The organism is Aeoliella mucimassa, from assembly GCF_007748035.1.
Taxonomy (GTDB): domain Bacteria; phylum Planctomycetota; class Planctomycetia; order Pirellulales; family Lacipirellulaceae; genus Aeoliella; species Aeoliella mucimassa.
Genome location: NZ_CP036278.1, coordinates 3484300 through 3510648, shown reverse-complemented (window position 1 = coordinate 3510648; position 26349 = coordinate 3484300). Strand labels below are relative to the sequence as shown.

The window sequence follows — 26349 nt, the reverse complement described above, 5'->3', positions numbered from 1 at the left end:
GCTGGCTTCCAGCTTATAGCCAGCGTGGGATTTCCAGAACATTAGGCGTCGTCTATTTGAGGAATCTGTTCGAGTGCCGGGCATCGTGTTCCATTAGTTAGAGTCGAGTTGCATTCGCCAACTCCAGCGATGACGAACGCTTGCCAGTACCTCTGATCGAGCCGTTGAGTTGTGTTCTTCGTCGGCGATAGGCAGCGACCGAGTGTATCCAGGCGCAGAATCCCTCCTGTATGCCGGCGACAGCAATAGCAGCAGCTCATCTTCCGGGGGCTTGGTGGGCTCGTCGGGCATTGATGCTTCACTCGCGGCCAGAGTGCCAGCCGAATACTGCGATTGTTCTATCTCCAAAGAAGCAAATGCCAGATCGGCGATCCGAAGCGAGGTCTGCCTCGCGACGACGTCAGATGCCAATTGCGCAATTGGGGGTGCCGGAGCAATCACTACTGCGTAGTCCTCCACTTCGCCGTCGGCGGCTATGCCGGCTGGCAGCTCCACGCCGCTGGAACTGATGCGAAAACGTGCGAACGTACTCCCCATGACTGTTGTTTCCGGCACGTCGAATGACAGTGTATTGTCCCCGACGGTCACAGGGACGTTCTCGAAAACTCGTTCCGCTACGGCATCGAACTCGCCATTGCCGTCGAAATCGATCCACGCATCCAGCACACCATCAGCACCTTGCACATTAACGGTTGCCATGGCGTCGGTCTGGCCGATTTGGACTGGAGAAAGTAATACTCCATCATCGCTCGTCGAACTACTGGCGTCGTCGCTCGGGGTGGCATCATCCTCATCGGCACGCGTCGCTCCCAGGCGGGGATCGTTCTCCGTGACTCGCGAATGGCGTGGGCCATCTTTCGCACTGGAGGTGGAGTACGTGTCAGGGGCATCGCCAAAGTCGCCACCCATTTCATTGCTAACGAGTATGAAATCCAACTTCGAAGGAGAGGAGACCATGTAGTGGCCTGCTGACATCGTAATCGTAAACGGCTCGTCGAGTTCAGCAAGCGTATCGTCTATGGCAGTCACCTGGATGGTGAGTGATCGCTCGCCTGCAGGAATCGTTACTAGTGCGGTGGAACTCGACGTGAGCTGCGCTCCATCGAGCAGGTAGTCGACTCCTGCAACTGCGATACCATCAAGTCGTAGTTGAACGGTTAAGTCTTCATTCAGATCGCCGTCGCGGGTGAAGACCAATGACGCCATTCCATCCTGTTCGGCGAGCGTGTCGCCGGATGTAGTCATCGTGACTTGTGGAACGTTCAGGTAGGCAACGATCGAGGAATCTTTGCTGGTGAGAATGTCTAAATCGCCGTCGTTGTCGATGTCCCCTGCAAATAAGAGGGTTGGGAAGTATCCATTTATGTAGCGGGGTATGAAGGAAGGAGTCGTACCGCCGAGGTTATCCCGCCAGAGAGTGTAGTCGGCAAGGTTCACTGCGCCATCTCGGTTGGCGTCTGCAAGCAGTTCTGACTCGGAGGAATGGCCAAATTCCGCTTTCCAGATGTCGTAGTCCTGTAGATCGACCGCACCATCATTGTTGAAATCGCCAGTGAGCTTATTCTCGAACAGGCTGCTTGCACTCGCACCGTAGACTGGATCGAGATCTCCATCTCCATCAAAGTCGTACGCGGCAACACTGTAAGCCCGGTAGAATCCCAACGCGAGATCATGCTCAACAAAGCCTGTATCTTGCTGTTCATGCCAGTGCAACGATCCAGAACTACCAGACCGGGCTGCCATGACATCAAGGTCGCCATCTCTATCCAAATCAACCACGGAGAAGTGGCTATCGGTATTGGAGAGTAGGGTGCGAGTAAATCCACCTGTGGAGTCATTCATCCAGATCGCAATGTACTCGATACGTGGCGGAAAGAAACCGCCGCCTCCTCCGACGAGTACGTCCAGATATCCATCTTGGTTTATGTCAACAACGTCGAACTCGGAGATCGCTATCGGTTCAGAAGCGAGTTGCTTGCGAACAAAAGTTAGGTTGTCGCTGTTCTCCAGTAACGAGATCGTGGTAGTGGGGGACTGGGATTCGCGGAGAACGATGTCGATATCGCCATCGGAATCGAAGTCCATTGGCTCCAATTCGAGCATGTTCCTGTCGCTGGTGTAGAGTAGCTGATACGTGAAGTTGTTTTCACCATCGTTTAGCAACGCGCCAACCCATACAGTGGAGTTCACGTAGAGTACATCGAGATCACCATCGCGATCGAAGTCGAGTACTTTCAAGTCACGAACGCTACCCATATCGCTCGCCAGAATATGTTGCTTCCACAGGTCATTCGACTGGGCTCCCGGATTCTCAAACCAAATTAATTGCCCTGCGTAGTCGACAGCTACGAAGTCCAAGTCACCGTCTCGGTCGAAGTCAATGGGAACCAGGTCAAATAGCGAGTTGCCAGTTTCTAAAAGCACTACTTCGTTGAAATGCCCCGGTCCAGCACCAGGGGGTGAGATGACAAGTTCGTAGTCTTCCACCTCGCCATCAGCAGCCGCGCCGGCGACTCCCAGCCCACCCTCAGAGCTAAGCCGGAATCGGGCGTGAGTTGCCCCCGATAGTGCCCAGGCGGGAGTTTCGAACAGCAGCACGTTCTCCCCTTCGACAACCGGGTGGCTAGTGAAAATCTGCTCTTGTAGTCCGCTCCAGGAGCCATCGCCGTTGAAGTCGATCCAGGCATCCAGTCGTGCTCCTGCTGGTGCATTGGATACAGTAACCGTTACGGTCGAGATGAGGTTACCCACCTGCACGATATCGAACACCACTCCATCGTCGCCAGAGTCACCTGCAGCCGCAGCGGTGTGGGAACCATAAGTGTCGATGCTGCGAGTGACGCCCAGCATCGGTCCAACCGCAATATGGGCGGGGCCATTCACCAACGGGCCAACAGGGTAGGGGATGGGAGCGTCGCCATAGTCGGCAATCGCTGTCGAGTTAAGGATTGCTCCAATGGCGGTACCAATCACGACGGTTTCCGCCACCTCGTCCAGGCTGTCGGCAAACGGCTGCAACATCAGGTCCACGTAGGAGCTACCAGCGGGGATGGTCACGACCCCCAGGACCCCATCCCAGCGATCAGCTCCTTGAACTACGTAGTCATCCGCGGTGGCGGTGCCGGTGATCTGGAAGGGAATCGAGAGTGGGTGATTAACTGCACTAGAGACGGAGAGTCGAACGATCAGCGGTTCACTGCCTTCCTCGACGAGTGCGGGCGAGACAAGTTCGTAGCCAATCGTCAATGGTTGGGTATAACTCCATAACCCGTACGGGTATCGGCTCGCGGCAACGAGATCGATGGTACCATTCGCGTCTATGTCGCCAGCGACAATCGACGACACGTTCGTCGAGGGAGTAGCAATTACCCGTCGCGTGAAGTTCGAGAATCCATCGTTTTGATACCATACGAGTGGTTGACTGGAATTGTTGAACGCTTCAGCAACATCGATGTCGCCATCGCCATCGAAGTCGACTACCACAAGCGACTGCCTCGCATTGTTTGTGTCGTCGAGTACTAGACTTGTGTAGTTGGAATCTCCGTCGGCAAGTAAGATCCTTAGTTCGCCGGTCGACGATAGTAACAAATCGTCTAATCCGTCGCCATTGAAGTCGGACACTGCGAGTGCCCGGGCTTTGTAGCTATTCAAAAGGCGTTCGGAGAAGGTGCCATCGCCGTTGTTGCGAAACCAGAAGGTATCGGCAAAAGTCGTGCTCCCCGTAAGTACAAGATCGTCTTTGCCATCCAGATCAACATCGGTCGCAACGAGATCCTTCGGTTGCGGATTCGTGGTGCCGCCCACATCACCAACCACCGATTGGGAAAACTCACCGTAACCTAGGTTCTCGAACCATAAAATGTCTCCGTAGGTCCCCGTGGCAGCAATGTCCAGTCGGCCATCGCCGTTCAGATCAACAATCGCGGCCGCAATCGCGCCCGATAAACTCGTGGTTAATCTGTGAATCGTGAAACTGGCCAGCCCATCGTTCTCTAGCCAAGCGACGGTGGAATTGTATGTGGTGACCAGATCGATATCGCCATCACGATCCAAATCGGCCAGTTCGATCGAGCTTCCTTCTAAACTAAGTTCATGCGGAATGAAGTCCGCTTCGCCGGTGTGCTCGAACCACCAGAGATAGCCACTGTGATTCGTGCCGATGATATCCAGATCGCCGTCGGTATCCAGATCCACTGTTTGCATTACGCTTGGCAGCGAGGAGTTCGTGAGCTCGGCAATCTTGGTATTGGAATCAAATACGCCGGTCGTCTCAGCTGGCGGGCGGATCTCGACTTGATAGTCCTCCACTTCGCCATCGGCCGCAACGCCAGTGACCCCCAGCCCCCCCGTGCTACTCACCCGGAAACGGGCGTAGGTGGTGCCAGACTTGGCAGTAAGGGGAACCGGAAACGTGAATTCATTGTCACCAACGACAACAGGCTGACTGTCGAGTATCTGGTCTAGGCTTCCCCAGTGGCCATCGCCGTTCCAGTCGACCCAGGCGTCGACGAAGCCGGAGCCATTCTGCACGTTGACAGTAACGGAATTGGTAAGCTGCCCTACGCGAATGGAATCGAATGTCACGCCATCGTCGTCGGCCCCGTCGCCATCGGCGGTGGGAGAGGGGTGGCCGTCGGAATCCAGATCAAGCGAAGCTCCCAGGCGGGGCGAGTCAGGTCCACCCTGGCTGTGAGCGGCGCCATTGTCACCGGCTAGCGTGGGGTACATCAGAGGAGCGTCGCCATATTCTCCGCCTAGTTCCTCACTGATCACCGTCCACTCAGCAGTAACTTCTCCCTGCAGACGGTAGCCCTCTCCGGCCACTGCAGCTAAGCGTATTACTTCGTCTAGCTCCGGCAGTTCGTCGTCTATTAGGTTCACCGTCACAACAGCGAACGTCTGGCCAGGGGGAATCACTACGCTTCCCACCGATCCAACTAGTTGGCTGTGGCCAGAGATAAAGTAATCCGTCCCGTGTAACGCTGATCCTGACAACTCGAAGGAAATCGTCGATGGCTGGTTTCTTTCACTCTCGATCTCGAAGCGGAACATTTGTACCGACCCATTGCTCTCTTGAAGACTGTTCTGTTCAAAGGTGGCATGGACAGAGTAGACATTTTCGTACCACCCAAAACGGTTATATTCCGCACCTGCGAACGCAATATCAAGATCGCCGTCACTGTCCAAGTCAGCGACAATCGGCCAAGCGGAAGCAGCCCGGTCTTCGATAGTAATCTGCCGAAACCCTTGGTTTCCGTCGTTTCGGTACCAAACAAGAGCTCGATTTGTTGAGCGTCCAGAGGGAATCCATGCGACAATGTCGAAGTCGCCATCCCCGTCAATGTCAGCCGGAACGTAGAGGGTACGATAGTACCCCTCGCGCGCATAGATGGTAGTGGCGACAAATTGCTGCTCGCCAACGTTCTCGTACCACACCAAGAGATTGTCGAAGTTGCCAGAACTATCCTTATACAAGGCGGATGCCAATACATCCATGTCGCCATCGTTATCGATGTCGACGGAGTGGACATAATAAGCTGAGTAATGATTGCCAATCGAGTGGCTTTGAAACTGCTGTTGGCCATCGTTCTCATACCACACGATCCGACCAGACCAGATAGATGCCAGCAAGTCTAGGTCACCATCGCCATCGATATCGGCAGCGGAGAGACTAGTTGGACCTCCCACACTGTCATCGATGGTGTGTTTTGCTGGATCCGAGTCCGGCGCAAACTCATACCACACTAACGAATTGGTAACCGACTCGAATCCCACCACATCCATATCTCCGTCTTGATCTACATCATTGGGAGAGAGGTAGCGCAGTTCGTCCTCGGGAGAGAACCAGATGTTCTCGACGAACTCCCCTGCGACATTTGAGAGAACTTTGTACTCCGGTTCATTTGAGACGGAGATGATGAGATCGTAGTCGCCATCAAAATCGATATCTGTCGGCAAGAGCAACGAGATCTCAGAAGACGATTGAGTCACTGCATGTTCGACATAGGACCGGTCACTAGTCAACTCGTACCACACTACCACATATTGGTTGCTTGCTAGTTGCTTAGTAGTGAGGAAATCTAGATCACCATCATTGTCTAAGTCGATGGGAGTGCTGGAGGGAAGAAAGCTTTCATCATTTGAGAAGTCTTGATAGGGCGCAAACTCACTGCCGACGTTAGGTGGCTGAATTTCGATGGCGTAGTCTTCCACTTCCCCATCGGTGGCGGGCCCCGCAAAGCCTAGTCCACCAGCGGTGCTCAGGCGAAAACGGGCGAAGGTGATCCCAGACACAGCCGAAACCGGCACGTCAAAATAGAGAGTGTTGTCACCCAACGCGACTTCTTTGCTGGTGAAGATTCGCTCCCCCGGATCCGCCCACGATCCGTTGCCATTGAAGTCGATCCAAGCGTCGAGTTTGCCGGCAGCGCTCTGGACATTGACTGTTATTGCCGCGGCTAGTTGCCCAACGCGAATAGTGCCGAAGGTTACACCGTCCTCGTCCTCTCCATCGCCGTCGGCGAGTAGCGACTGAACACCGTCTTGTTCGCTATCGCGCAGCATCCCGAGTCTCGGTTCATCCATGGAGGATTCGAAATGCCACGCTCCTTCGTTGAAAACGGTTGGAAAGGGGGCTGGAGCATCTCCAAAGTCTGCCGACGTGTAATTGACAACCAAGAACGTCTCGTCAATCGAAGGTTCTATAATCGGAAGAGCATTTCCGCTTCGATCAGTGATTAGCGCATTCATCGCTAATTCCAAACCTGCTTCACCATTATAGCCCGCTAAGTTGCCCCTTCCGAGTTCGACATCAAATAGCCTGGGGCTGACCTGGATCACATTAGTAGCAACTGCTAATAAGCCACCACTTGCTGTAAAGTCACTAACATCAACACCTGTCACATCTTCCGAAAACTCAACTCGAAACCATAGCGAGTCTGCTGCCGTTGGGTTGCGACTACCTTCGAGCCTACGAATGGAAGTCAACGTTGGCGGGTGCTCATCCGGCCGCAACGAAATCACGTATACAGCTCCGTCCGCGAGGCCAGCGGTATCATCAGCAGTTGCGCCTACGGCAAATTCGGGCGCGCCGTCCTTATCCAAGTCGCCCAGCAAGGAGACAGCGCTACCAAACTGGTGCGAAAGAGAGCCACCCGAATCAAAAACTGGCCCACCAGGAAAGCCACTGCTAACTCTTATTAACTCACGTATCTCACCTGTTGTTTGCAGATACGCGACATACACAGCACCTAGGTAGTACGAGTCACCTATTAATAAGTCTTGCACTCCATCACCATCCAGATCACCAGGAGCAGCCAGTGAACTGCCTAGTCGTCCCAGTCTTCCAGACGGGCCGTTTGGTTGTGACGGAAACCCTTCACTGCCATCCCTCACAAGAGCCCTACTTTGACGAACAGTGCCATCAGTGTTTAGTGAAATGAGATAGACATTTCCTTGCCAGGGAGCGATGGTGTCTTCCAGATCTGCACTCACGGCGATCTCCCTGAATCCATCTCCGTCGATATCACCCAAAGACGCAATCGAGGATCCAAAGCGACCGCCGTTCGTTAGATCAGGACCTCCATCAGATTCGCTATAAATCTCGGTGTAGGATGTGACCGTGCCGTCAGCAGCCATGAACAAGATGTAGAAGCCTCCTGTCTTAGCGTCTCCCTCACCATGTTGTGCGGCACCAACTGCCAGATCAATCACGCCATTTCCATCTAGATCACCAATAGCTGCTAGCGATGACCCAAATCGTTCTCCACTATGTAGACTTGGCCCCCCTCCAACTTCACTTGCGATCTTCTGAGATCGCTTCAGCACGCCACTCTGATCCATGAAGAGAATATGTACGGCTCCCGCATCAGTGCTTCCGACATCGTCGCCACTTGCCCCGACTGCAAGTTCGCTGATGCCGTCACCGTCTAAGTCTCCAAGCGATACAATCGCAGAACCGAAGTTATCGCTTGCCGAGAGAGTAGGACCGTTGGGTGTCCCAATTGTAACTGTTGTGCTTTCTCGCACAGTTCCAGACGGGTTGAGCAGCAACACTTGAACTGCACCGTAGGCTGTGCCACCGTTGACGTAATTGGTATGGCCGACTGCCATATCGGGAACTGCATCCCCATCAACATCCCCCAATGCGGCGATTGAAGCCCCGAAGTACTGTGCATTTTCGGGCAGGGGTACTCCCGACTGACCGAACACAAGCTTCTCGTAGCCTGCAAATCCTGTCTCCAATTCACTGATTCTCAAAACTGATACGCGGTAATCTTCAACCTCGCCGTCGGAAGCTTCACCATGCGGGTTACTAGCAGTGAAGTCTGTGCTGATTCGCAATCTAACATATGACTCTCCAAACGGGGCCGTGGCTGATAGTGGAGGAAACTGAAGCGCTAAGAGCGATGCAGAGTCTGAACTCGGCACGATAAGTGAAGCTCGTTCCGTAGCGTTATCGAAGCCACCATCCTGGTTAATGTCGATCCAACCATAGAGCATGGCATCTTGCCCCGTCTTGTTGGTAGCATATACGTGCACAGTTGGAGTTGTACCAACAGTAAACACCAAGTCTCTATCAGGATCGAACACACCGTTCTCGTCATCCACGCCGGGCGTACTAAAGAGGTCATCTCCATTCGCAGTGATACTTGGTGATCCATCGACCTCCGAATCGACTCCCGCCCCCAAATAAAGCGTGGTAGATGAGTTGTCGGTAATGTGCCGAGCCCCATCGTCCGCCAGCAGCGTGGGGTAGGGCGCCGGGGCGTCGCCGAAGTCGGCGGCCAGCAACTGGCGGCTTTCTAGCTGTTCAAAGCCGAGTTGTCGTCGCAGTGCGGTGAGCGATTTGCGTTGTCGCGATGCCCGCTTCGCGGTACGCCGCTCCCGCTGCCAATTGCTTCGCCAATCCATGAACGGGGCCCCTGGTAAAAAATCGTGATGCTAGCCAGCGGCCACTGTCACCCGCTGAGGGGTGGGGACGCATAAACTCACATTCTAATCCAAGGCGGCCGCAAATGCCTACATTCGTTCTCCTTCGCCCCGCCCCGCTCAGTCCAGTAAAACACTTATATCCGGATGGTAAGTGGTAGATAACTGCTGGTTCTGTGGATTTGCAATCTGGACAGCTTGGGTTAATTTGGAGAGGAACATTGCTCCATAGTATTCCCGACCGCAATTCAGGCTGGCTCGAGCTGAATCGACTTGATCCGGACCCTCACCGCCCGAATTCTCCTGTGGTAACAGCAACCTGGGAGCAAAGTCTGCTTTCTAGTCGATTACAATCCTCAGTCGGTGAACTCACAGCGGTTGCATCGACCGACGCGGCTGAGGATTTCTGGGAACTGAAGGAGGTGGGCCCGGCCAGTGGAGGGCTTTGTGGATAGGTGGAGCTGTTCTTTCGTACTGAGTTTGGCCTCAACGCGACTTATCGTTATTAGTGGACCTCCCAAGACATGGCTGCCTTTCTTTCATATACCAAACTGGTCCAGTATGCTCTGTGCAACACGAACGGCCTCACGTTGCTCACTTGCGGGTCGCTTCTGGCTGGGCTTGGGTGCGGAGGTAGCATTGATGAAGCGACTGCAGGCCTCACGGCTGGTAAATCGCCGTCCGCCAATGAAAACGCTTTCTATCGCGACTCCTCTTGTCCCCTTAAGCAACCATCGCCAGAGGGTAGGCTTGCTCGGCAGGGTAGCAAATACGAGCTGAGCCTGGCCGACGGAAAGCATGTTCTCTTTTTCAGTATCGATCATATCTCTATTATCCAACCGATGGGGTTAGAACCCTCGCCTTCAGGCGAAACCTTCAGGTTCATATACTACTTGGATGGATAGTTACCGGATTGGAGCACATAGCCGCTTTGATTTGAAATACCATTTCGTGTGGGTCACGAAGTACCGCAAGGCGATCCTGAGAGGTGACGTCGGGGTACGGGTGCGTGAAATCGTGCGTGAGGTGTGTCGGACCAACGATATTGAGATACTGCAGGGGGCGGTCTCGGCCGATCATGTGCATGTTTTGTTGTCATGCCCTCCGAATCTCTCGCCCAGCAAGATCATGCAGTATCTCAAGGGCAAGAGTTCGCGAAAGCTTCTGATGGAGTTCCAGCATCTGCAAAAGCAGTACTGGGGGCGTCATTTGTGGGCCCGCGGGTACTTTGTGGCGTCTAGCGGAAGTGTGACTGAGGAAGCGATCACCGCGTATATCCAGGGTCAGCGGGGAACGGAGCCCAGCGACGGGGAAGATAACTTCCGCGTAACGCCTTCGTGAGTGAAGGACTTCAGTCCGTAGCTCACGAACTCTTTCCAAACCTACCGGCTTCTAGCCGGTAGTAGTTCAGTCCATGCCTGAAGAATAGGCATGCCCCCGCCCCAATCATTAGGCAATGCCTCAGTGAGAAGGCTTTTCCATAATAGCCTGTCATCACCCAAGAACTCCAACCATTGTCTTCGCTCTTCACCACTTGGAAGTGGAAACGTATCGCGAGAACTGTGCACATTCCTAAGCAATACACACACCCTTCTACCGATAGAATCCCCATTTCAATCCATCGAACAACGTCTTCCTTGAACACAAATGCCTATCCTTACTACCCCCTCTTGAGCAATGTGAAACACCCCAGCAGAAGACAATACCAATCTTCGCCATTGCAAAATGAGCCCCATAGGCCTGCTTTACGTGCCGCATTTGTGTTTTGTTTGGTTGGACGTAAGACTGCAACTGCCGCTCGTGGAGCTCGGCACACTGTCTATGAACTCGTTAGAAACACGTTTCGAGGCAATCAAGCTCGCTGAACAGGCATTGGCCTGCAAGGAGTGGCCAGTACTGACGGATCATTTTTGTGTGGAAACGTTATTGAACAGGACTGGACGGGACGAACTCGTGACAGATCTGCCACTATCTGTAACAATCTCGTTCAATCGGTAAGCGGAGGACTTACGGAGATCGCCGTGTAGAGTAATGACTAATAATAGCCAGGCCTTCGAGTGCCACGACCCTATCGTATGCACGCCGTAAGCTACTTGAGACGTTCATATGGGTGAAATCGATTCAAATCACGACGAAGACGACGCCCTTTCAATTAGCGATCGTTTCTACCGGGCCGTGTACGATCTGACGCCGGTGATGATGCACTCGATGAGCGCCAAAGGCGTACTCGTGCACGTCAATGACTACTGGCTCCAAGTGATGGGCTACAAACGGGAGGAGGTTATCGGCCGCCACGGGCCCGACTTCCTTACCGAGGCTTCGCGGGAATACGCCAGACGGATCGGCATCCCCAAGACACTAGAGCAGGGGTATGTCCGCGACGACCCCATCCAAATGGTCAAGCGCAACGGCGAGGTGATCGATGTTTTGGTTTCGGCCGTCATCGAACGGGGGCAGCAGGGCGAGCCCATCCGCTCGTACGCGACGATGGTCGACGTCACCGGGCAACGCCGAGTGACCGCGGAACTCCAGTTCCGCAATGCCATTCTCAAGACTCAGCAGGAAATGTCGCTCGACGGCATCCTGGTCGTCGATCCCGAGAAGCGGATCGTCTCGCATAACGACCGCTTCGTCCAGATGTGGGGCCTCCCCCAGGAGGTGCTCGCTTCCGGTCAGGACGAACGGGCCGTGGAGCACGTGCTCGATCAACTTGAGCACCCCGAAGAATTCCTCGCCCGCGTCGCCGAACTCTACGAGCGGCCGATGGACTCGTCCTTCGATGAGATCCACCTCAAGGACGGTCGCATCTTTGATCGCTACAGCTCGCCGATGGTCGGGGAGGGCGACTGCCTCTACGGGCGTGTGTGGTATTTCCGAGACATCACCCGCCGGCGGACCGCCGAGTCGGCCGTCCGAGACAGCGAGGTCCGGCTGAAGAAGCTGCTCGATTCGGCGATGGACGCGATCATCACGATCGACGGGCAACGCGTGGTTCAACTGTTCAACGGAGCCGCCGAGCAGACCTTTGGCTGCGCCGCCGAGCAGGCGATGGGATTACCGTTTAGCCGCTTCGCCTCGGATTCGCTAGCTGCGATTCTGAACGACTACTACGGCGGCAGCGACCTCGCCGCGAAGGACGCGCTGTGGTTCCCCCCGGGGCAGACGGCAATGCGGGCCGACGGGAGCTCGTTCCCCATCGAGGGAACCTTATCGCAGTTCGTCGCCCACGGCGAGACGTTCTGCACGATTATCCTTCGCGATGTCAACGAACGCCTGAAGGCCGAGGAGCAACTTCGCGAATTGCGATTCGAGAAGCAACTGTTAGAGGAAGAACGCGACGCGGCGGTCGGGTTCGAGGAGATCATTGGCGTTTCGCCGACGATGCGCAAGGTGCTGAGCCAGCTGCAAAAAGTTGCCGCCACCGACGCCACCGTGCTGATACTAGGCGAGACCGGCACAGGCAAGGAGTTGTTAGCGCGGGCTATTCACCGCAAAAGCAATCGGGCCGACCATGCCTTGGTGAGTGTCAACTGCGCGGCGCTCCCTACTGGCCTGATCGAAAGCGAACTCTTCGGACACGAGAAGGGCGCTTTCACCGGCGCGCTGTCGCGGAAGATCGGCCGCTTCGAGATGGCGGACCGCGGCTCGCTGTTCCTCGACGAGATCGGCGACCTGCCACTCGACCTCCAGGCCAAACTGTTGAGAGTGCTACAAGAGGGGGAGTTCGAACGTCTGGGCGGCACGGAAACGATACGGGTAGACGTCCGAGTGATCGCCGCCACTCATCGCGATCTGGAACATCTCGTCGCGGAAGAGAAGTTCCGCGAAGACTTGTACTACCGGCTCAATGTCGTGCCGCTCGAGGCGCCTCCGCTCCGCGACCGCCCCGGCGATGTGCCGCTGCTGGCCAACTATTTTGCGATGCACTTCGCCGCCAAGGCGGGCAAACGCATCCAGTCGATCGCCCGCGATACGGTCCATTCATTGACGTCGTACAGCTGGCCTGGCAATGTCCGGGAACTCCAGAATGTCATCGAGCGAGCGGTCATCCTTTCGGAGGGAGAAGAGCTCGAGTTGGCTCAATGGCCGCCATCGAAGCTGGGGGGCGCCGAACGCCCCAAGCTTAAGCGTCTGGAGGACGTTGAGCGGGGACACATCCTCAGTGTGCTCAAGCAGACTGAGTGGCGGGTTAGCGGGGAGCGGGGTGCCGCACGCATACTCGGGCTCAAGCCGACCACGCTGCAGTCGCGGATGAAGAAATTAGGGATCGAGCGCGATGCCCAGGATTCCGATTAGCTCGGCGGTACACCGCCTTTTCCACTCACACCACGGCTAGGCACGGCTTTTGCCCTAGAGGATCTTTCGCCACCGCAAATTGCGATGTTCGTGCAAGGACTATGCATCAGCTTCGCTGCAGTAAACGGGCTTTCCAGCCCATCGCAGCGCCAACAATCGATTAGCGACATGCTCCGTATTTCTGAAGTGGAATCGACAATGCACTCCGTGGTGCTGCAGTTGGAAGGGGCGATCAATGGGGAGTGGCTCGAGGAACTAGCCCGGGTCATCGCGACGCACCAGGCCGCCAGCAAGGCCATCCAGCTCGATTTGACAGGCGTTTCCAAGGTCGATATGGCTGCAGTGGAATACCTTCGTCGAACCATCGGCGTCGACTACACGATCGCGCGGGCCTCGATGCTGCTGGCGGAACTGATCACGCCGCAGCAGGACGACACGGCCCTGGACACCGACGGAGACAATCTCTTAGACACCGAGTTTCCGTGAACCTCCGCTAGTTTCCGCCCGTGTTGCGCGCCGTTGCAGCGAAACTCAGCCGCGGTTGATCACATTAAGCCGGCCTCACCGACACGATATTTCGTAAGGCTTACGAAATATCGTCAGTTCCCTGGCAATCTTATGCAGACTTCGATCACGCAAAATGTCTTTTTTGCGAACAACACCTGGCATGTCAGCCAATCGGTGTAATTCAAGGCAACTAAAAGCAATTGGCACAAGCCTTGCGATTGATGGGAGGACGGCAGGCCGATAGCTACGGGCAAGTATTGCCTTTCCGGTCGGCGCCGTCATGCAGCTCAACGGACCCAGCACTCCCTCCCCCCACTAGTTCAGCCCATCTGCCAGAGAGGAATCGAAATGCGTACGCACTCCAAAAGAGGTTTGTTTCTTGCCAGCGTGTGTGCCCTATTCGGCACGGCTCAAATCGGATCGGCCCAGACGATCCGCGAGATCAATGGCACCGACGCCGCTAGCATCCAGGATACCGTCGACCTTTTCCGTGCTGACCTAGGCGACCAGAACTCGCCGGCCCCGGTGAACAACATTGGCGGCCGACGCGAAATCAACTGGGACGGCGCGCCCGATAGCGTGAGCGACCCGAACCTCTTCCCAGGTGACTTCTTCAATGCAGACTTCTCCCCGCGGGCCCGCGGCATCGAGTTCGTACCAACCGGTGAGACGACCGGCTTTCAGCTCAGCGCCACCGAAGCCAGCGGTGAGTCTATCGAGTTCGGATTCGACGCTGGCTTCACAACGTTCAGCCCCGAGCGGCTTTTCACGCCCATCGGCGACACGACCTTCGATGTCCTGTTCTTCGACCCGGCCGACCCGAGCACGCCGGCGCTCAGCACCGGGCTGGGGGTCGTTTTCACCGATGTCGAGGACGTCGACAGCACGTCGATGACGTTTTATGACGCCTACGACAACGTGTTGCTGACGCGTAGTGTGCTCCCCGGCAGCAACGCCGGACTGTCGTTCCTGGGCGCGTCGTTCGACGAGGCGATCGTCGCCCGCGTGTCCATCATTGGCGGATTGGAAGCTTTCGATTCGGTCGTCATGGACGACTTTATCTTCGGCGAGCCAGTCCCCGTATCCGTGCCCGAGCCGGCGTCGGTAGCGCTGCTGAGTCTAGTGGGGCTGGGGGGGCTGATCATTCGCTTGCGAGCTCACTAACAGGAAGCGGCACTCGACCATTGTATCGCCGCCTCTAATCACCAGTGCACGTTTGTAAGCCCACCGATTGAAACAGTAAATGCGTCTCGACACTCTATTGGCCCTTACCGCAGTGCTAGCGCTGTTTGGTGTGGCCACCCCATGCTCAGCCTAGACGGTTCCCGAGCCGGGTTAGCTGGCCATGCTCTGCCTGTCGGTGGCCTTGCCGGCAGCCGACGTATCACTTGGGAGTGTCGGGAGCCGGGAAAAAGTCGTCATGCTCCGATCTCCAATTTTGCTACCCACGAGATTACAATCGCACTGCTGCGTTAGCCAACGGCGTTAGCAGGTTCCTGTTCCAACAAGGTAAGCAATGATTTCCATACCTACACGATTCGCCGCGCTGCTTGCGACGATCACGTCCTTCGCAAGCGTAGCAAACGCCCAGTTCACGGTGTTCACTGACCAAGCCGCTTGGGAATCAGCCGTCCGGGGGATCGGTCTGAAACCAGCTATTGAAACTTTCGACGGGCTGTCGGCCTTCGACCTGCAGCCCTCCACTGGGCTGCTGCCGGTGAACGACGACTTTGGCATCCAAGTGACCGGGGTCGACAGCGGCGACGCAGACGACGCGTTCATCGACGCGGGGCAATTCCACGGCGAGATCTTCCCATTGACCGAACACGCCAGCTACGACCATGTGTTCAACCGGCCGGTCCGGGCGTTTGGTCAGTTCTTCGACGGAGCCGCGTCGGGGCTGGGCATCAAGATTTCAACACCGGATGGTGACATTGCCATCAAGGACTTCTACTCTGGGTTCGAGGATGGCTTTCTTGGCTTTGTATCGGATAACGCCTACGACCGGGTCAGCATCATCGGCGGCGACATTGACCCCTTGGGTACGTCTGTCGGAGAGATCTACGAAGCCCTGGATGTGTCGTATTCTCGCGCTGGATTGCTCCAAGGCAAGTCGGTCCGATTTCAGCTAGTCGTCAATCAGGGTGGAGTCGACGAGTTCTTCTCCGAGACGGTTGACCGGGTGGTCAACGACGAAGTCGAGTTCGACAACATCAGCGAGCTGCAGTTCTTTGAACCCGACGGCGAATCCAACTTGCGCGCCGTGAACCTTAGCTTCGACGTGACCAGTGACGACTCGATTGTGTTTGATTTTTCGAAAGGCGGCAGCGGGCAATTCTCGACCCGCGACTTCAACGGCTACGTCTTTTCCGACGCGGCCGAAAACTTGCCCCCGATCATCGGGGTCAGCATCGATCCTTCAAGCACATTCGGGCTCTCGCCGGACGACATCCTTTTCACCGAGGATGAGATCCGGATTGATGTCTCCGGCCTGAGTCGCACCCCGTCCACAACGGCGGTGCTGCACCTCGAGTTCGGCCTCGAGCAGACCCTCCTGGGTGACTTCAATTCCGATGGCATGGTCAACCTCGCCGACTACACCGTGTGGCGAGACAACCTGGGGGGAAACGACTCGACGCTGGGAGGAAACGGGGACAACACGGATGGTCTGAATGTGGTCAATGTGGCCGACTATCAGGCGTGGAAGTCCAACTTCGGACAGGGGACGTCGGCGGCAATCATCCAGGGCAACACTGCCACGGTGCCCGAACCTGGGGCTCTCGCCCTACTATCCGTCGTGCTTGGAGGCTCATGCTGGACGATGCGGCGACGGGGTGTACGGCGCCGCAGATGTGGTTTGTTTCCAACGAGCCGTACGAGCTAGGCTCGTCGGGGTGCGAGCGTTCAACGACCTGTCAGTCTCCGGTGAAATCATCTCTCGCGCCACGCCCGACAGCACCTTCGAACTCAACCAAGACCCCCAGAACCCCGACTCCAATTTATTCGGCAGCTATCGGCTGGACATTCGCACGCAGTTCAGCGAGATCGCCGAGCCGACATCCCTCTCGCTGCTGGGAATGGGCGGCATGACGGCCATGCTGCCTCGTCTGCTTCGATTTTCCTCACCATCTGATAATAAAGCACAACCATACATAAGATTCCTATTGCAACTGTTTCAATGCTTGTTGCCTGTGCCGCACACGCCCGGGCAGTGGTCTTGCTCTAGATCGACTTCGGCTCGTAAATCCAATCACCTTCACCTTCACCTTGACCGCCACCGACGGCGCATCCCTCACGGCCGTGTCTGGCACCTCGTTCAACGAAGTCTATCTAAAAGGCTTCTACGACTCAGTGAAAGCCTCGGGCGGGTTGAGCAGTATTTTCGTTTCGAGCGATTTCGTCTCGTTTCTGAACTCGGACAGCGCGACTCTAACGTCCCTCTTCCGTTCATTCGGTGCCCCTGGCCTGAACATCTTCGACTTCGTAGACAAGGGGGATACCGCTGACTTCACCGTCGGCGAGAAGGAGTTCGCCTTGTTCGGTCACCTGGTCGCTCAACGCCGAAGCCGACAACGACATGCTCGACGCCTACAACGCCGGCAGCCGGGGCGGCGACCTTTTCTTCCTAGCTGACGCTGTGGGTGACTAGCTCGTCATAGAAAGACTCTCGATTCGAGTCTTTCCAAATGAGCTTAAAGCAGCCATGGAACTGGCGCGAGCGCTCTAGCAGAACTTATCCACAGGAAGATTCGATCATTCCATCGTCGCTTTGCAGTTCCCAACATTCCCCATTTGGCTTTTCCCTCACCGGTGGACGTTGCTAGACCCCTGACAAAAAGTGCATAAGCTTGCAATCGTGCAAAGGGGGAGTGAACTCAAAAACCATCCGCAAAACAAGATCTGTTTAAATCTCGGGATTGGCCTTATAACCTCGAGGTCGTCGGATACGAGTGTTTTGGAGTTAGCCCCTCCCCCCCCCGGGGGGGGCATCCGAAACTGAATGTAAGCCGACAGGCCAGTCGGCCGTTTTATTTAGCGACAATCCCACAAAGGAGTATAGCGCAAGTCGCAAACCTTGGGGGGCAAAAGGGAAGTATGCCCGTGGGATGGTCGCTGGCAATTTGTTCCCAGGCCTCAGCCATTGCTTTGGTTTTATATGCCAATGGGTTCGTCTATACCTTCGCGGTGGGATCCTACAACCTTGCTAATCGACGTCAATACTATACTGGTTGGCCAGAAACTTGCTTATGCTTTGCATCTGCATGTCGGAGAGCGCACTGTTGTAAATGAGTACTTCTGCAAGCACTCCAGAAAACGTTTGATAGTGAACTTCGCTGGGATGCCTGCCAAGGACTTTGCGCGAGAGAATAGCTATAGGTGCATCGGCAACTACCGATTGTTCAAGCTGACCATTCAGGGTTAAGGTTGCCTGTTGGTTCTTCAAACTGTACCGATAAGCCACCACAACCGGCTGGTCGCACCCCAATGGTGTAATGCTGTCACACCTGGCGGTACTGAAGACCGTCATCGGGTCTTCCTTGTCGTGGCCTGTAAAGACAAAGCCCACGAAGGAGACGCTAGTTGGCGGTTGGCGGTGGTTTAAGTAGGCTTGCAGATGGAGCACGCCGGATTCGGGAAGCTCTTTGCGATAGACAACATGCCGTTCGGGTGGTCCATTGTAGTTGATTAACTGCATAATTTGTCTCTTGGACCTATCCACCGACACCACAAAGAATAGGGTTTGTTCGTTGGTGGTCTCCATCGGAGTCGTTAAGAGGAACGTCCCATTGCCCTCGAAACAAACCCCAGGTTTTCCATTGAGAGCGTGCGGACTCCAGGAGGGACGGAAATCAAGAGTTGGTTGCAGAGCGTCGTCGTGCACTTGATTGTCGCCAATCAGCAGATCTTCCCATGCAGCCACATGGCCAGTCTCGTCCAGGCTTACTTGTTTATCGGCAGCCAACCACAGGGCAAGATTATCCGCAATCGGTAGTGTGGGTAAATCATTGGGCGGGATCGAAGGATGAGGGGCGTGTACAAATCGCGCCTCGTTGGCTTCGAATTCCCGTAAGGTCGTGCCCCCGATTTCAAAGTGTTTTGCTTCTGAGCTAGTCAAGCGGACGACTTCCCCCGTAGGAACTCCATTCCGGTCTATCGAATGGGTGGCGACCTCCCCATCAAACACATGGACTTCCGAAGAGCCCCGCTCGTCGACCGAAACGCCGAACTCCGTCCCCAAGTCAATCGTTACCGAACTGGGAGTGGTTACCGAAAACCCGATGGCCGACGGAGGAATCGAGGCAGCCAGGTTCCCCAAGCGAAGCAAGCAACTTCGACTATCCTTGAGGATTAAATCACAGGGGCCAGCCAGCGTCACACGGGCACCACTACCAAACACGATGCTCAAATTGCCCTGCTCCACCGATAGACGCGATCCGGCAGCCAGGTCGGCCCCGCGTTCTAGCGGTGTTTGCCCCTTAGTCCAAACGCAGTTTTCCACGTTCCATACCGTACCGACACTGGAATTGGCGTCTGCCAAGATGGCGGCATTTATCCTCGGTCCGCCCGGCTCGGTCGCGGGAAGGAGGCGGTTAGCTGATGCTTGTAGGGGGGGATTAGGCGTGCCAGGATTATTGTCACCACGCAGTACAAAATAGCTGGCAACCGCCAACAGAATCGAAGCCGCAATCGTCGCTAGCCACGTGATAGGCGATTTCTTGAAACTTCTCCGGTCATCGACAAGGGGAGTGCATAAGAACCGCGAGACATCATCGTCTAAGCATAGCTGATGCAAATCCTGCTCGATGCGCAACTGAGCGACAAAGGCTCGCAGGTGGTCACTATCGTTCTTTAACCATTGCTCGACGCAGCGGTAGTGGTCTTCATTACGAACGCCGTCTACAAAATCGGCGACAACTTTGTCTTGTTTCGAATCACTCGGCATACTCTGCCCCCTCTAATTTACGCTGGACGCAGTCGGCCAAGAATTGCCGGGTGCGGTGAAGCGCTACGCGAACGCCACTGGAGGTTAGCCCCAACCGGTCAGCGATACGATCGGTATGCAAGTCGCGGAAATACCTCATCTCTACAAGTTGACGGTTGCGATCCGTCACGTTTCCTAAACACTTCCGGAGGGCATCGAGTCGATCCTCCTGGGGGCTTTCGGTCCGTTCGAATTCCGCAGCAATGGCGTCCATCGTTTCGGGACTGAAGCAGGCCGCTGTGCGCTTTTGCCGTTTGTAGTATCGCAGAACCTCAAACCGAGCAATGGAAAGCGACCACCTTAAGAACGACTGATCGCACCCTTGAGGGTCGAATTTGTCGAACTTGCGGGCGCAGGTTTCGGCCACCAGTTGTACTAGATCGTCGACGTCATGCACGTCGGTCACCATACCTCGAATGAACGAAGCAATCATCGGCTGGCTTCGCATCCAAAGTCTTGCCAACTCTCCCAAGCGGTCGCACTCTTCGTTTTGAAGTGATTCTTGTGCCATATCGCACTCTGATTTGTGAAAAGTCGCCCTGCGAGGCGTACCCAAGCTACAGACTTCGCCATTACCTATTAAACCACTCTTGCAGTGCCTGGCGTTTCATGAAAGCCGCCAATACGTGGAAAAAGTTGTCGGCTCAATCGCATTCTGAAATGAGAGCACCCAAAAACAGGAAAATCCAAGTGTTCTTGAAACGGAGAGGGATTAAGAGGTGGTTATAGAGGTACCGCAAGACGGTTAGCTTGGAAACTTCTGTCTCTTTTTCGCCCTTCTCGGTGAGTGGTCGTTGGTAGGGCCACAGGCGAGGTCTATTCCTGTTCTCTTGTCTCTTCATTGTCTTCATATGGAACAACTTCCCATGACTTTTTGGAAAAGCTGGTGTCCTTGGTGGCTGACTAATCAATTGACAGCTCCAGTAGCGGTGACAATCCGTTTCTGTTGTGTGATTGGCATTGTTGTGTTGTTGGAGACCTCGGTTCTGGCGGACACGCAAGTCGACCGTCTGTACCGTATGGGGGACGATGCCAGTGAAACGGCGGCTTCCAACGGCGGAACCGTCGCCCTGACATTCGACAGCATTGGCACCGTGTTTTCCGATGGCGATCTGCAGGACCTAGCCGCCACAGGAACTCCCACCTATGTCGACATCAGCAGCGATCGCCCGCTGCCGGCCGACGCATCAAACGTGTTCGCCATCTCCTTTAACGGTGTCGATACTTACTTGGCCGGGGATCCGCTCAATCTGCCATCTACGTCGGCAGCAAATGTTAACGCGTCTAGCCCGATTCTTGGTAACTACGATGGCCTTGTCGACCGTGGATACCAGTTCTGGGCCAAGCCCGACGCCAGCGGCATCGGCAATTACCAGCAAGTGGTAAGCGATGGCGGACGGCATGCGGTCAATGTCAATGGGGATGGCGAGTGGGTAGCAGTCTACAATGGCTCCTATGTAACCTCCGGAATCTTGGCATCGACCACAGAGTGGACTCATCTGATGCAGGTGCGCCCAAGTTATGAGACGGGCAGCATTATGTACATCAATGGCCTTGCAGCCGTCACCCAATCGGGAGGCTATGCGTCGAGTGCAAGTGGTTACCTGACGGTCGGATCGAATGCCGAAGGCACGGGAGGTTACTACGCTGGCTTGGTGGATGAATTGGAGATGTTCGTGCTTGGCGACAACGGTATCATTAGTTCGGAATTTAACTATGCAACCGACAACGACTACTTCACCGAGGTGTTTTTGCCTTCAGCCAGCTCGCCTGGCTACAGTGCTGGAGAAGCATGGATCGTCGGCGATGCCAACTTCGACGGCACCGTGAACGACGACGACGTAAACGCCTTCCTCGATGGCTGGCTTAGCTCGAATGAAGACAGAGTCACTGGCAATGGCGGAGCAGCTGGCGACTACCTTTCGATAGGTACTGGCGACTTCGATCTCGATGGCGTCACCGATCGGGACGACTGGTTCATCCTTCGGCAGGCTTATCTCGCGGCAACGGGTTCCGAGCTCTCGCTACCGATTAGCGTTCCCGAGCCTGCCAGCGCATGCATTCTTGGTATCGCATTGGGCGGCCTGGCCCTGTGGCGGAAGAACTCGGCCAAATGGTCAATCGCTGCGTTGTTTCTTGCCCTGCTTGCGATGACCGGCTCCACCGCGTCGGCACAGGTCACCATTACCCACGACGGGCAGAACGATCCCTGCAACGTTTTCTTCACTAACGTTACTCCCTTGTCATCCTATACCACATTTTTTGAAGGGGATGCTTCGAACGTGGCACAAGGTCGTGGCTCGTCGTTTTTTGCCCCCGATACAGGTGACGCCAATACCGGGTGGAGCCTGGATGAAATCACGGTTCGTTGGGATGACAACGGCAACCGGTATCCAGCAAGCGACCTTGGGGTGCGTTTGACGATCGTCCAATGGCCAACAACCGACCCAGCAGATTTTTCAACTTCCCCGACCGATGGGCAACTCCCCGGCACGATCATCTATCAGCAAACGGGCACCCTGCCAACCCTTACTCCTCAGACGGACCTAGTTGACGGCGACCGCTTGCGGTTGACGCTCGATTCGACTGTCTTTCTGCAACAAAACGTTCCCTACGCCTTTCTCGTCGACTTCGATCCCACTACGGGAACGAAGGACAACGAGAGTGTTCGCTTAGAGATCACAAACTCCTCAGGAGTTGTTCCAGGGCATTTATGGGCGGTTACTCAAGATGCAGCAACAGGAGAAGTGTTGACGTCGGGGGCAAATACCGGTCAGGACTTGGCCTTCTACCTGGGGGGCACCGCGACCGCCGGAACGACAGTACTACCCATACTGACTATCGATCGCGATAGCGGAAACATGACTCTCCGCAACGACACGGCTGAGGACTACTCGATGGTCTCTTACGACTTCCTTGCGACGACCATTGGCCGCTTTGATCAAGCCGGTTGGTCGACTATCGAATCGCAGGGACTCGACACCGACGACACATGGGTCAAGTTTACCGCCCCAGAGAGCGTGTCGGACCTTGCCGAAGGTACATTCGGCGAATACACGCTTGTGTCGGGCGGCGAGATCAACTTTGGTAACGCCTGGCAAAAGAGTCCCGTCGAGGATGTGGTGCTCACGATTCAAGATATCGATGGCAACGACATTTCCGTGGTGGTCGAGTACACCGGAAATGGCGGGAACGCATTTGCCTTGGGTGACTTCGATGTGAACGGCACCGTGGATGCACTCGATTGGGCTATCTTGCGTGACAATCTGTTGGCCGATGTCTCTTCGCTGGAGACTTTCGACGCCTATTTCCAAGGGGATCTCAACGCCGACGGGGTAGTGAACGTGTTCGATTTCGCAGAATTCAGGACCTCCTTTGAACTGGAGAACGGAGCCGGTAGCTTTGCACAAATGGTTAGTAGCGTGCCCGAACCGAGCAGCTTGCTGCTGATGGCTGCCGCCTCGTGTGTGGCCTTGATTGGGCGGCGTAGTGCCCGTTTGCGGGCTGGCGTTGCTTTGCTGCTAGCCCTCGTAGCCGGAGCAATCGCTGCCCCGTCCGCGCAGGCTCAGAATCTGATCACCAACGGTGAGTTCGTGATTACCTACAGCGGCACGATTCCAAGCGAATGGCGTACACGTCCGCAAGACAAAGACCAGAGCGGTGGTGTCGCCCCGGGCTCGGATTCGGCGCCGATCACTTGGACCAACGGAGCTACCGCCACCGGCTTGCCAGTCGGAGAGGTCATAACGCTACCCGGCTGGGGCGCAGTGAATAACGTCGGGCAAGGAGCTACTCTCAACCACCTATCCAACGAGTATCCCTCATCGCAATCCGACGGCGACGACCTAAACGCGGTGGCACTAATCCGTTACAACGACGACGCCTACTACACACAGACCATTCCAGCGGCGTCGCTGATGCCGAACACCACCTACACGCTCTCTGCAGGGTTAGGTGGCAGGGGACAGACGGACGACACGTGGGTCTCCAACCTGCGAGACGCGGCGCTCATCGGACTGTTTGCAGGAGGCAACGAGGTGGCGTCGGTCGATTTCTCAGTAGTGGACTCTAAGCCACTAGACTCTGCTGACCCGTTGGATAATTTCTCAGTAATCTACACTACCGGGTCGGTGGTCACTGACCTTGAGGTTCGTTTGGGCAGCCGCGACGCCGGCATCGGCGGCAACGCCCAATTGTTTGGGTTTGACAATGTCGAGTTTTTCGCGGGGGTAGTCCAAGATCCCCTGAAACTGAACCTTGTCGTCGACATGACCAACGGGCATGTCCGCATCGATGGGGCAACAGAAAACGATCTAAGCATCAACTATTACCAAATCAGCAGCAGCAACTCGCTGCTACTAGAGGGAACGTGGAACAGCCTGCAAGACCAGGACATCGAAGGCAATGGCCAGTCAACCGATGGCAACGGCTGGGAGGAAGCGGGCCAATCGAGTGGCAACGGAATTGCCGAAGCTTACCTTCAGGGGGATTCGCTAATCGGTATGGGATCCTCCTTTGCCAACCTGGGGAGCATTTTCGACTACGAGGCGGGATTCTCTCCTGTGGGCGACTTAACGTTTTCCTACCGGCTTGCCGATGGCATCATCGAATATGGCAATATCTCGGTGGGTACGGTGACACCACCTACCAACATTGTGGGCGACTACAACGGCGATGGAGTGGTTAACTTAGCTGACTATACCGTGTGGCGTGACAACCTAGGTGGCAACGCATCGACTGCGTTTGCCACCGACACACGCGACCCGGCTAACACGGGCCCCATCGGTGTCAGTGATTACGCCACGTGGAAGAGCAACTTTGGAGCCAGTGCGAGCTCCGCTAGCGCGGCGCAACAAGCCGTACCAGAACCTTCGGCAATCGTCCTTATTAGCCTCTTTTGTGGTTTGTGTGCGGTTGAACGACGTAGGGCTTCAGGCAAGTAGCCAGATCAGTGGCAGCTGACGTGGTGCTCCCCTGCTGTTGTGGGGGAGCGCTACGTTATCACAATTTCAGTATTCAATATTACCGGTGTTGCTACACCCAAAAAAAGAGCTCATCGAGTTGGGTGTCAAGTATCAATGGAGGAAAACGTGCGATACTTCAGATCGAGGAACGCTTTCACGCTAGTGGAGCTTCTAGTTGTCATTGCAATCATTGGCATCTTGGTCGCTCTGCTATTACCAGCCGTTCAGGCGGCTCGAGAAGCCGCGCGGCGAAGTGCCTGCCAAAACAACGTTAAGCAGTTGTCGCTCGCTGTTTTGAATTTTGAGTCACAGTACGGGCGACTCCCCGAAGGTGCTTTAGGGCGACCGCCGAAAGACGTGAACCACGCGTACCCCCAAGTTCAGCCCCGCACTCCATTCATTGCGTTTATTTTTTCGTTTATCGAGCAGAATGAAAGAGCCGACTTGTGGGACCCCGACAAGGACAGTTACAGCCAAGATATCGCCACTCATGGTCCGTTAGCGGTGATGCATTGCCAGAGTGATCAGCAAATCCTCTACCCCACCAAGCAGGATGCCAAAGGCAACTACGGCATTAACTGGGGCGAATGGACCTACGGCCAACAGCTAGCGCCCGATCCGACCGACCGCACTCAAGTAATTGACAAGACCAAGCCTTACGCACCGTTCTGGCTGGAGTATGGCGCTAATATCGCCCACATTACCGACGGCACGTCCAATACGCTGTGCATGATGGAAATGCGACAAGCTCCGACCACCGATTCCGGCACCCCGACTTTTGATCGTCGCGGCCGGATCTGGAACGACGATGTCAGTTCGTACCAGATAACGACTCGTTACGAGCCAAACTCTACGACTCCAGACTTTGCCGCCTGCCCGAGTAGCGCCAGTGAGGTGCTGCGGATGGCGGAGGACGGAATTCCCTGCACCAGTAACCCCGGCAATGCGGCGAACACGGGTTACATGTCGGCTCGGAGCCTACACCCCGGTGGTGTCATGGTGTCGTTCATCGATGGCTCGTCTCGGTTTATCTCGGACGACATCGACTTGACCGTTTGGCGGGCCTACTCGACCAAGTCGAGGGGGGAGGTCACTGACACACTATGAACAAACGCAATCATCTTGATGGAGCTACCTTTCGCCGCTTGCTGCTTCTGCCCCTCGCGATGCTGTTGGTTGTTGGCTGCAAGTCTGAGTCATCTGGCCTAGCCGTCACTGGTAGCGTCACCTTGGGCAGCGATCCATTACCAGTCGGCACGATCTTCCTTCACCCACTACAAGCAGGAAAAGGAGTGGTGGCAGACATCGTGGAGGGGCGATTTGAGATAGCCGCTTCGGAGGGTTTACAAATCGGCGAGTATCGGGTGGAAATCTACTCCGAGAAGGCAACCGGCCGGCAAATCCCGAACCCCGATGCACCCGACCAGATGATGGAAGAGACCAAACAGATCATTCCCCGCCGATACAACACCGAGTCCGAATTGACGGCGAAGATCACCGACAACACTTCTGAGCTGGACTATGAACTCTGAGTCAACTGCTTCCTCCATCGACCTTACACGGACCTGACCGAACGCATCACTGGAGGAAGACAACTTCCGGGTGATCGGCAAAACGACCTGCAAGACTTCCTGCTATCCAAGCAAGCCCTTAACACTACTAAACGTC

13 protein-coding genes are annotated in these 26349 nt (G+C 55.5%); 9 read left to right on the top strand and 4 right to left on the bottom strand.

Annotation, left to right across the window (positions count from 1 at the left end):
- Positions 1-93: 93 nt before the first annotated feature.
- The gene (locus Pan181_RS13875) at positions 94-8913 is read right to left on the bottom strand and encodes an FG-GAP-like repeat-containing protein (protein ID WP_145247391.1); all 8820 of its coding nucleotides are present in this window, start codon (positions 8911-8913) and stop codon (positions 94-96) included.
- A 557-nt stretch (positions 8914-9470) separates the two neighbouring features.
- The gene (locus Pan181_RS27035) at positions 9471-9731 is read right to left on the bottom strand and encodes a DUF1580 domain-containing protein (protein WP_391483997.1); all 261 of its coding nucleotides are present in this window, start codon (positions 9729-9731) and stop codon (positions 9471-9473) included.
- 97 nt (positions 9732-9828) lie between these two features.
- Here Pan181_RS27035 and tnpA point away from each other — a divergent pair, with 97 nt between their 5' ends.
- From tnpA to Pan181_RS26570, 6 genes are all read left to right on the top strand, one after another.
- On the top strand, positions 9829-10272 hold the full coding sequence (tnpA, locus tag Pan181_RS13865) for an IS200/IS605 family transposase (RefSeq protein WP_145247389.1): 444 nt from the start codon (positions 9829-9831) through the stop codon (positions 10270-10272).
- Positions 10273-11037: 765 nt separating this feature from the next.
- A complete protein-coding gene (locus tag Pan181_RS13860; protein WP_145247388.1) occupies positions 11038-13227 on the top strand; it encodes a sigma 54-interacting transcriptional regulator in 2190 nt (729 codons plus the stop codon).
- 168 nt (positions 13228-13395) lie between these two features.
- A complete protein-coding gene (locus tag Pan181_RS13855; protein ID WP_145247387.1) occupies positions 13396-13713 on the top strand; it encodes a hypothetical protein in 318 nt (105 codons plus the stop codon).
- 369 nt (positions 13714-14082) lie between these two features.
- Positions 14083-14898 carry a PEP-CTERM sorting domain-containing protein gene (locus Pan181_RS13850; RefSeq protein WP_145247386.1) on the top strand — a complete coding sequence of 272 codons (816 nt, stop codon included), beginning with the start codon at positions 14083-14085 and terminating at the stop codon, positions 14896-14898.
- A gap of 352 nt (positions 14899-15250) precedes the next feature.
- Entirely contained in the window at positions 15251-16618 is a 1368-nt protein-coding gene (locus Pan181_RS13845) for a PEP-CTERM sorting domain-containing protein (protein ID WP_145247385.1), read from the top strand.
- 383 nt (positions 16619-17001) lie between these two features.
- On the top strand, positions 17002-17367 hold the full coding sequence (locus Pan181_RS26570; RefSeq protein ID WP_231943592.1) for a hypothetical protein: 366 nt from the start codon (positions 17002-17004) through the stop codon (positions 17365-17367).
- Between the two features lie 571 nt (positions 17368-17938).
- Here Pan181_RS26570 and Pan181_RS13840 read toward each other — a convergent pair.
- Positions 17939-19678 (bottom strand): FecR family protein, encoded by a 1740-nt coding sequence (locus Pan181_RS13840; protein WP_145247384.1) that lies wholly within the window; start codon positions 19676-19678, stop codon positions 17939-17941.
- Positions 19668-20228, bottom strand: a complete 561-nt coding sequence (locus Pan181_RS13835) for a sigma-70 family RNA polymerase sigma factor (RefSeq protein WP_145247383.1) — start codon at positions 20226-20228, stop codon at positions 19668-19670. Before Pan181_RS13835 ends, Pan181_RS13840 begins: the two co-directional genes overlap by 11 nt.
- A gap of 418 nt (positions 20229-20646) precedes the next feature.
- Between Pan181_RS13835 and Pan181_RS13830 the strand changes: the two genes are divergently transcribed.
- The 3 genes from Pan181_RS13830 to Pan181_RS13820 all read left to right on the top strand — a co-directional run bounded on the left by Pan181_RS13830 (position 20647) and on the right by Pan181_RS13820 (position 26213).
- Positions 20647-24660 (top strand): PEP-CTERM sorting domain-containing protein, encoded by a 4014-nt coding sequence (locus Pan181_RS13830; RefSeq protein WP_231943591.1) that lies wholly within the window; start codon positions 20647-20649, stop codon positions 24658-24660.
- A gap of 135 nt (positions 24661-24795) precedes the next feature.
- Positions 24796-25788 carry a DUF1559 family PulG-like putative transporter gene (locus Pan181_RS13825; protein ID WP_145247381.1) on the top strand — a complete coding sequence of 331 codons (993 nt, stop codon included), beginning with the start codon at positions 24796-24798 and terminating at the stop codon, positions 25786-25788.
- Positions 25785-26213: a hypothetical protein gene (locus tag Pan181_RS13820; protein WP_145247380.1), complete on the top strand. Its 429-nt coding sequence runs from the start codon at positions 25785-25787 to the stop codon at positions 26211-26213. Before Pan181_RS13825 ends, Pan181_RS13820 begins: the two co-directional genes overlap by 4 nt.
- Positions 26214-26349 lie beyond the last annotated feature (136 nt).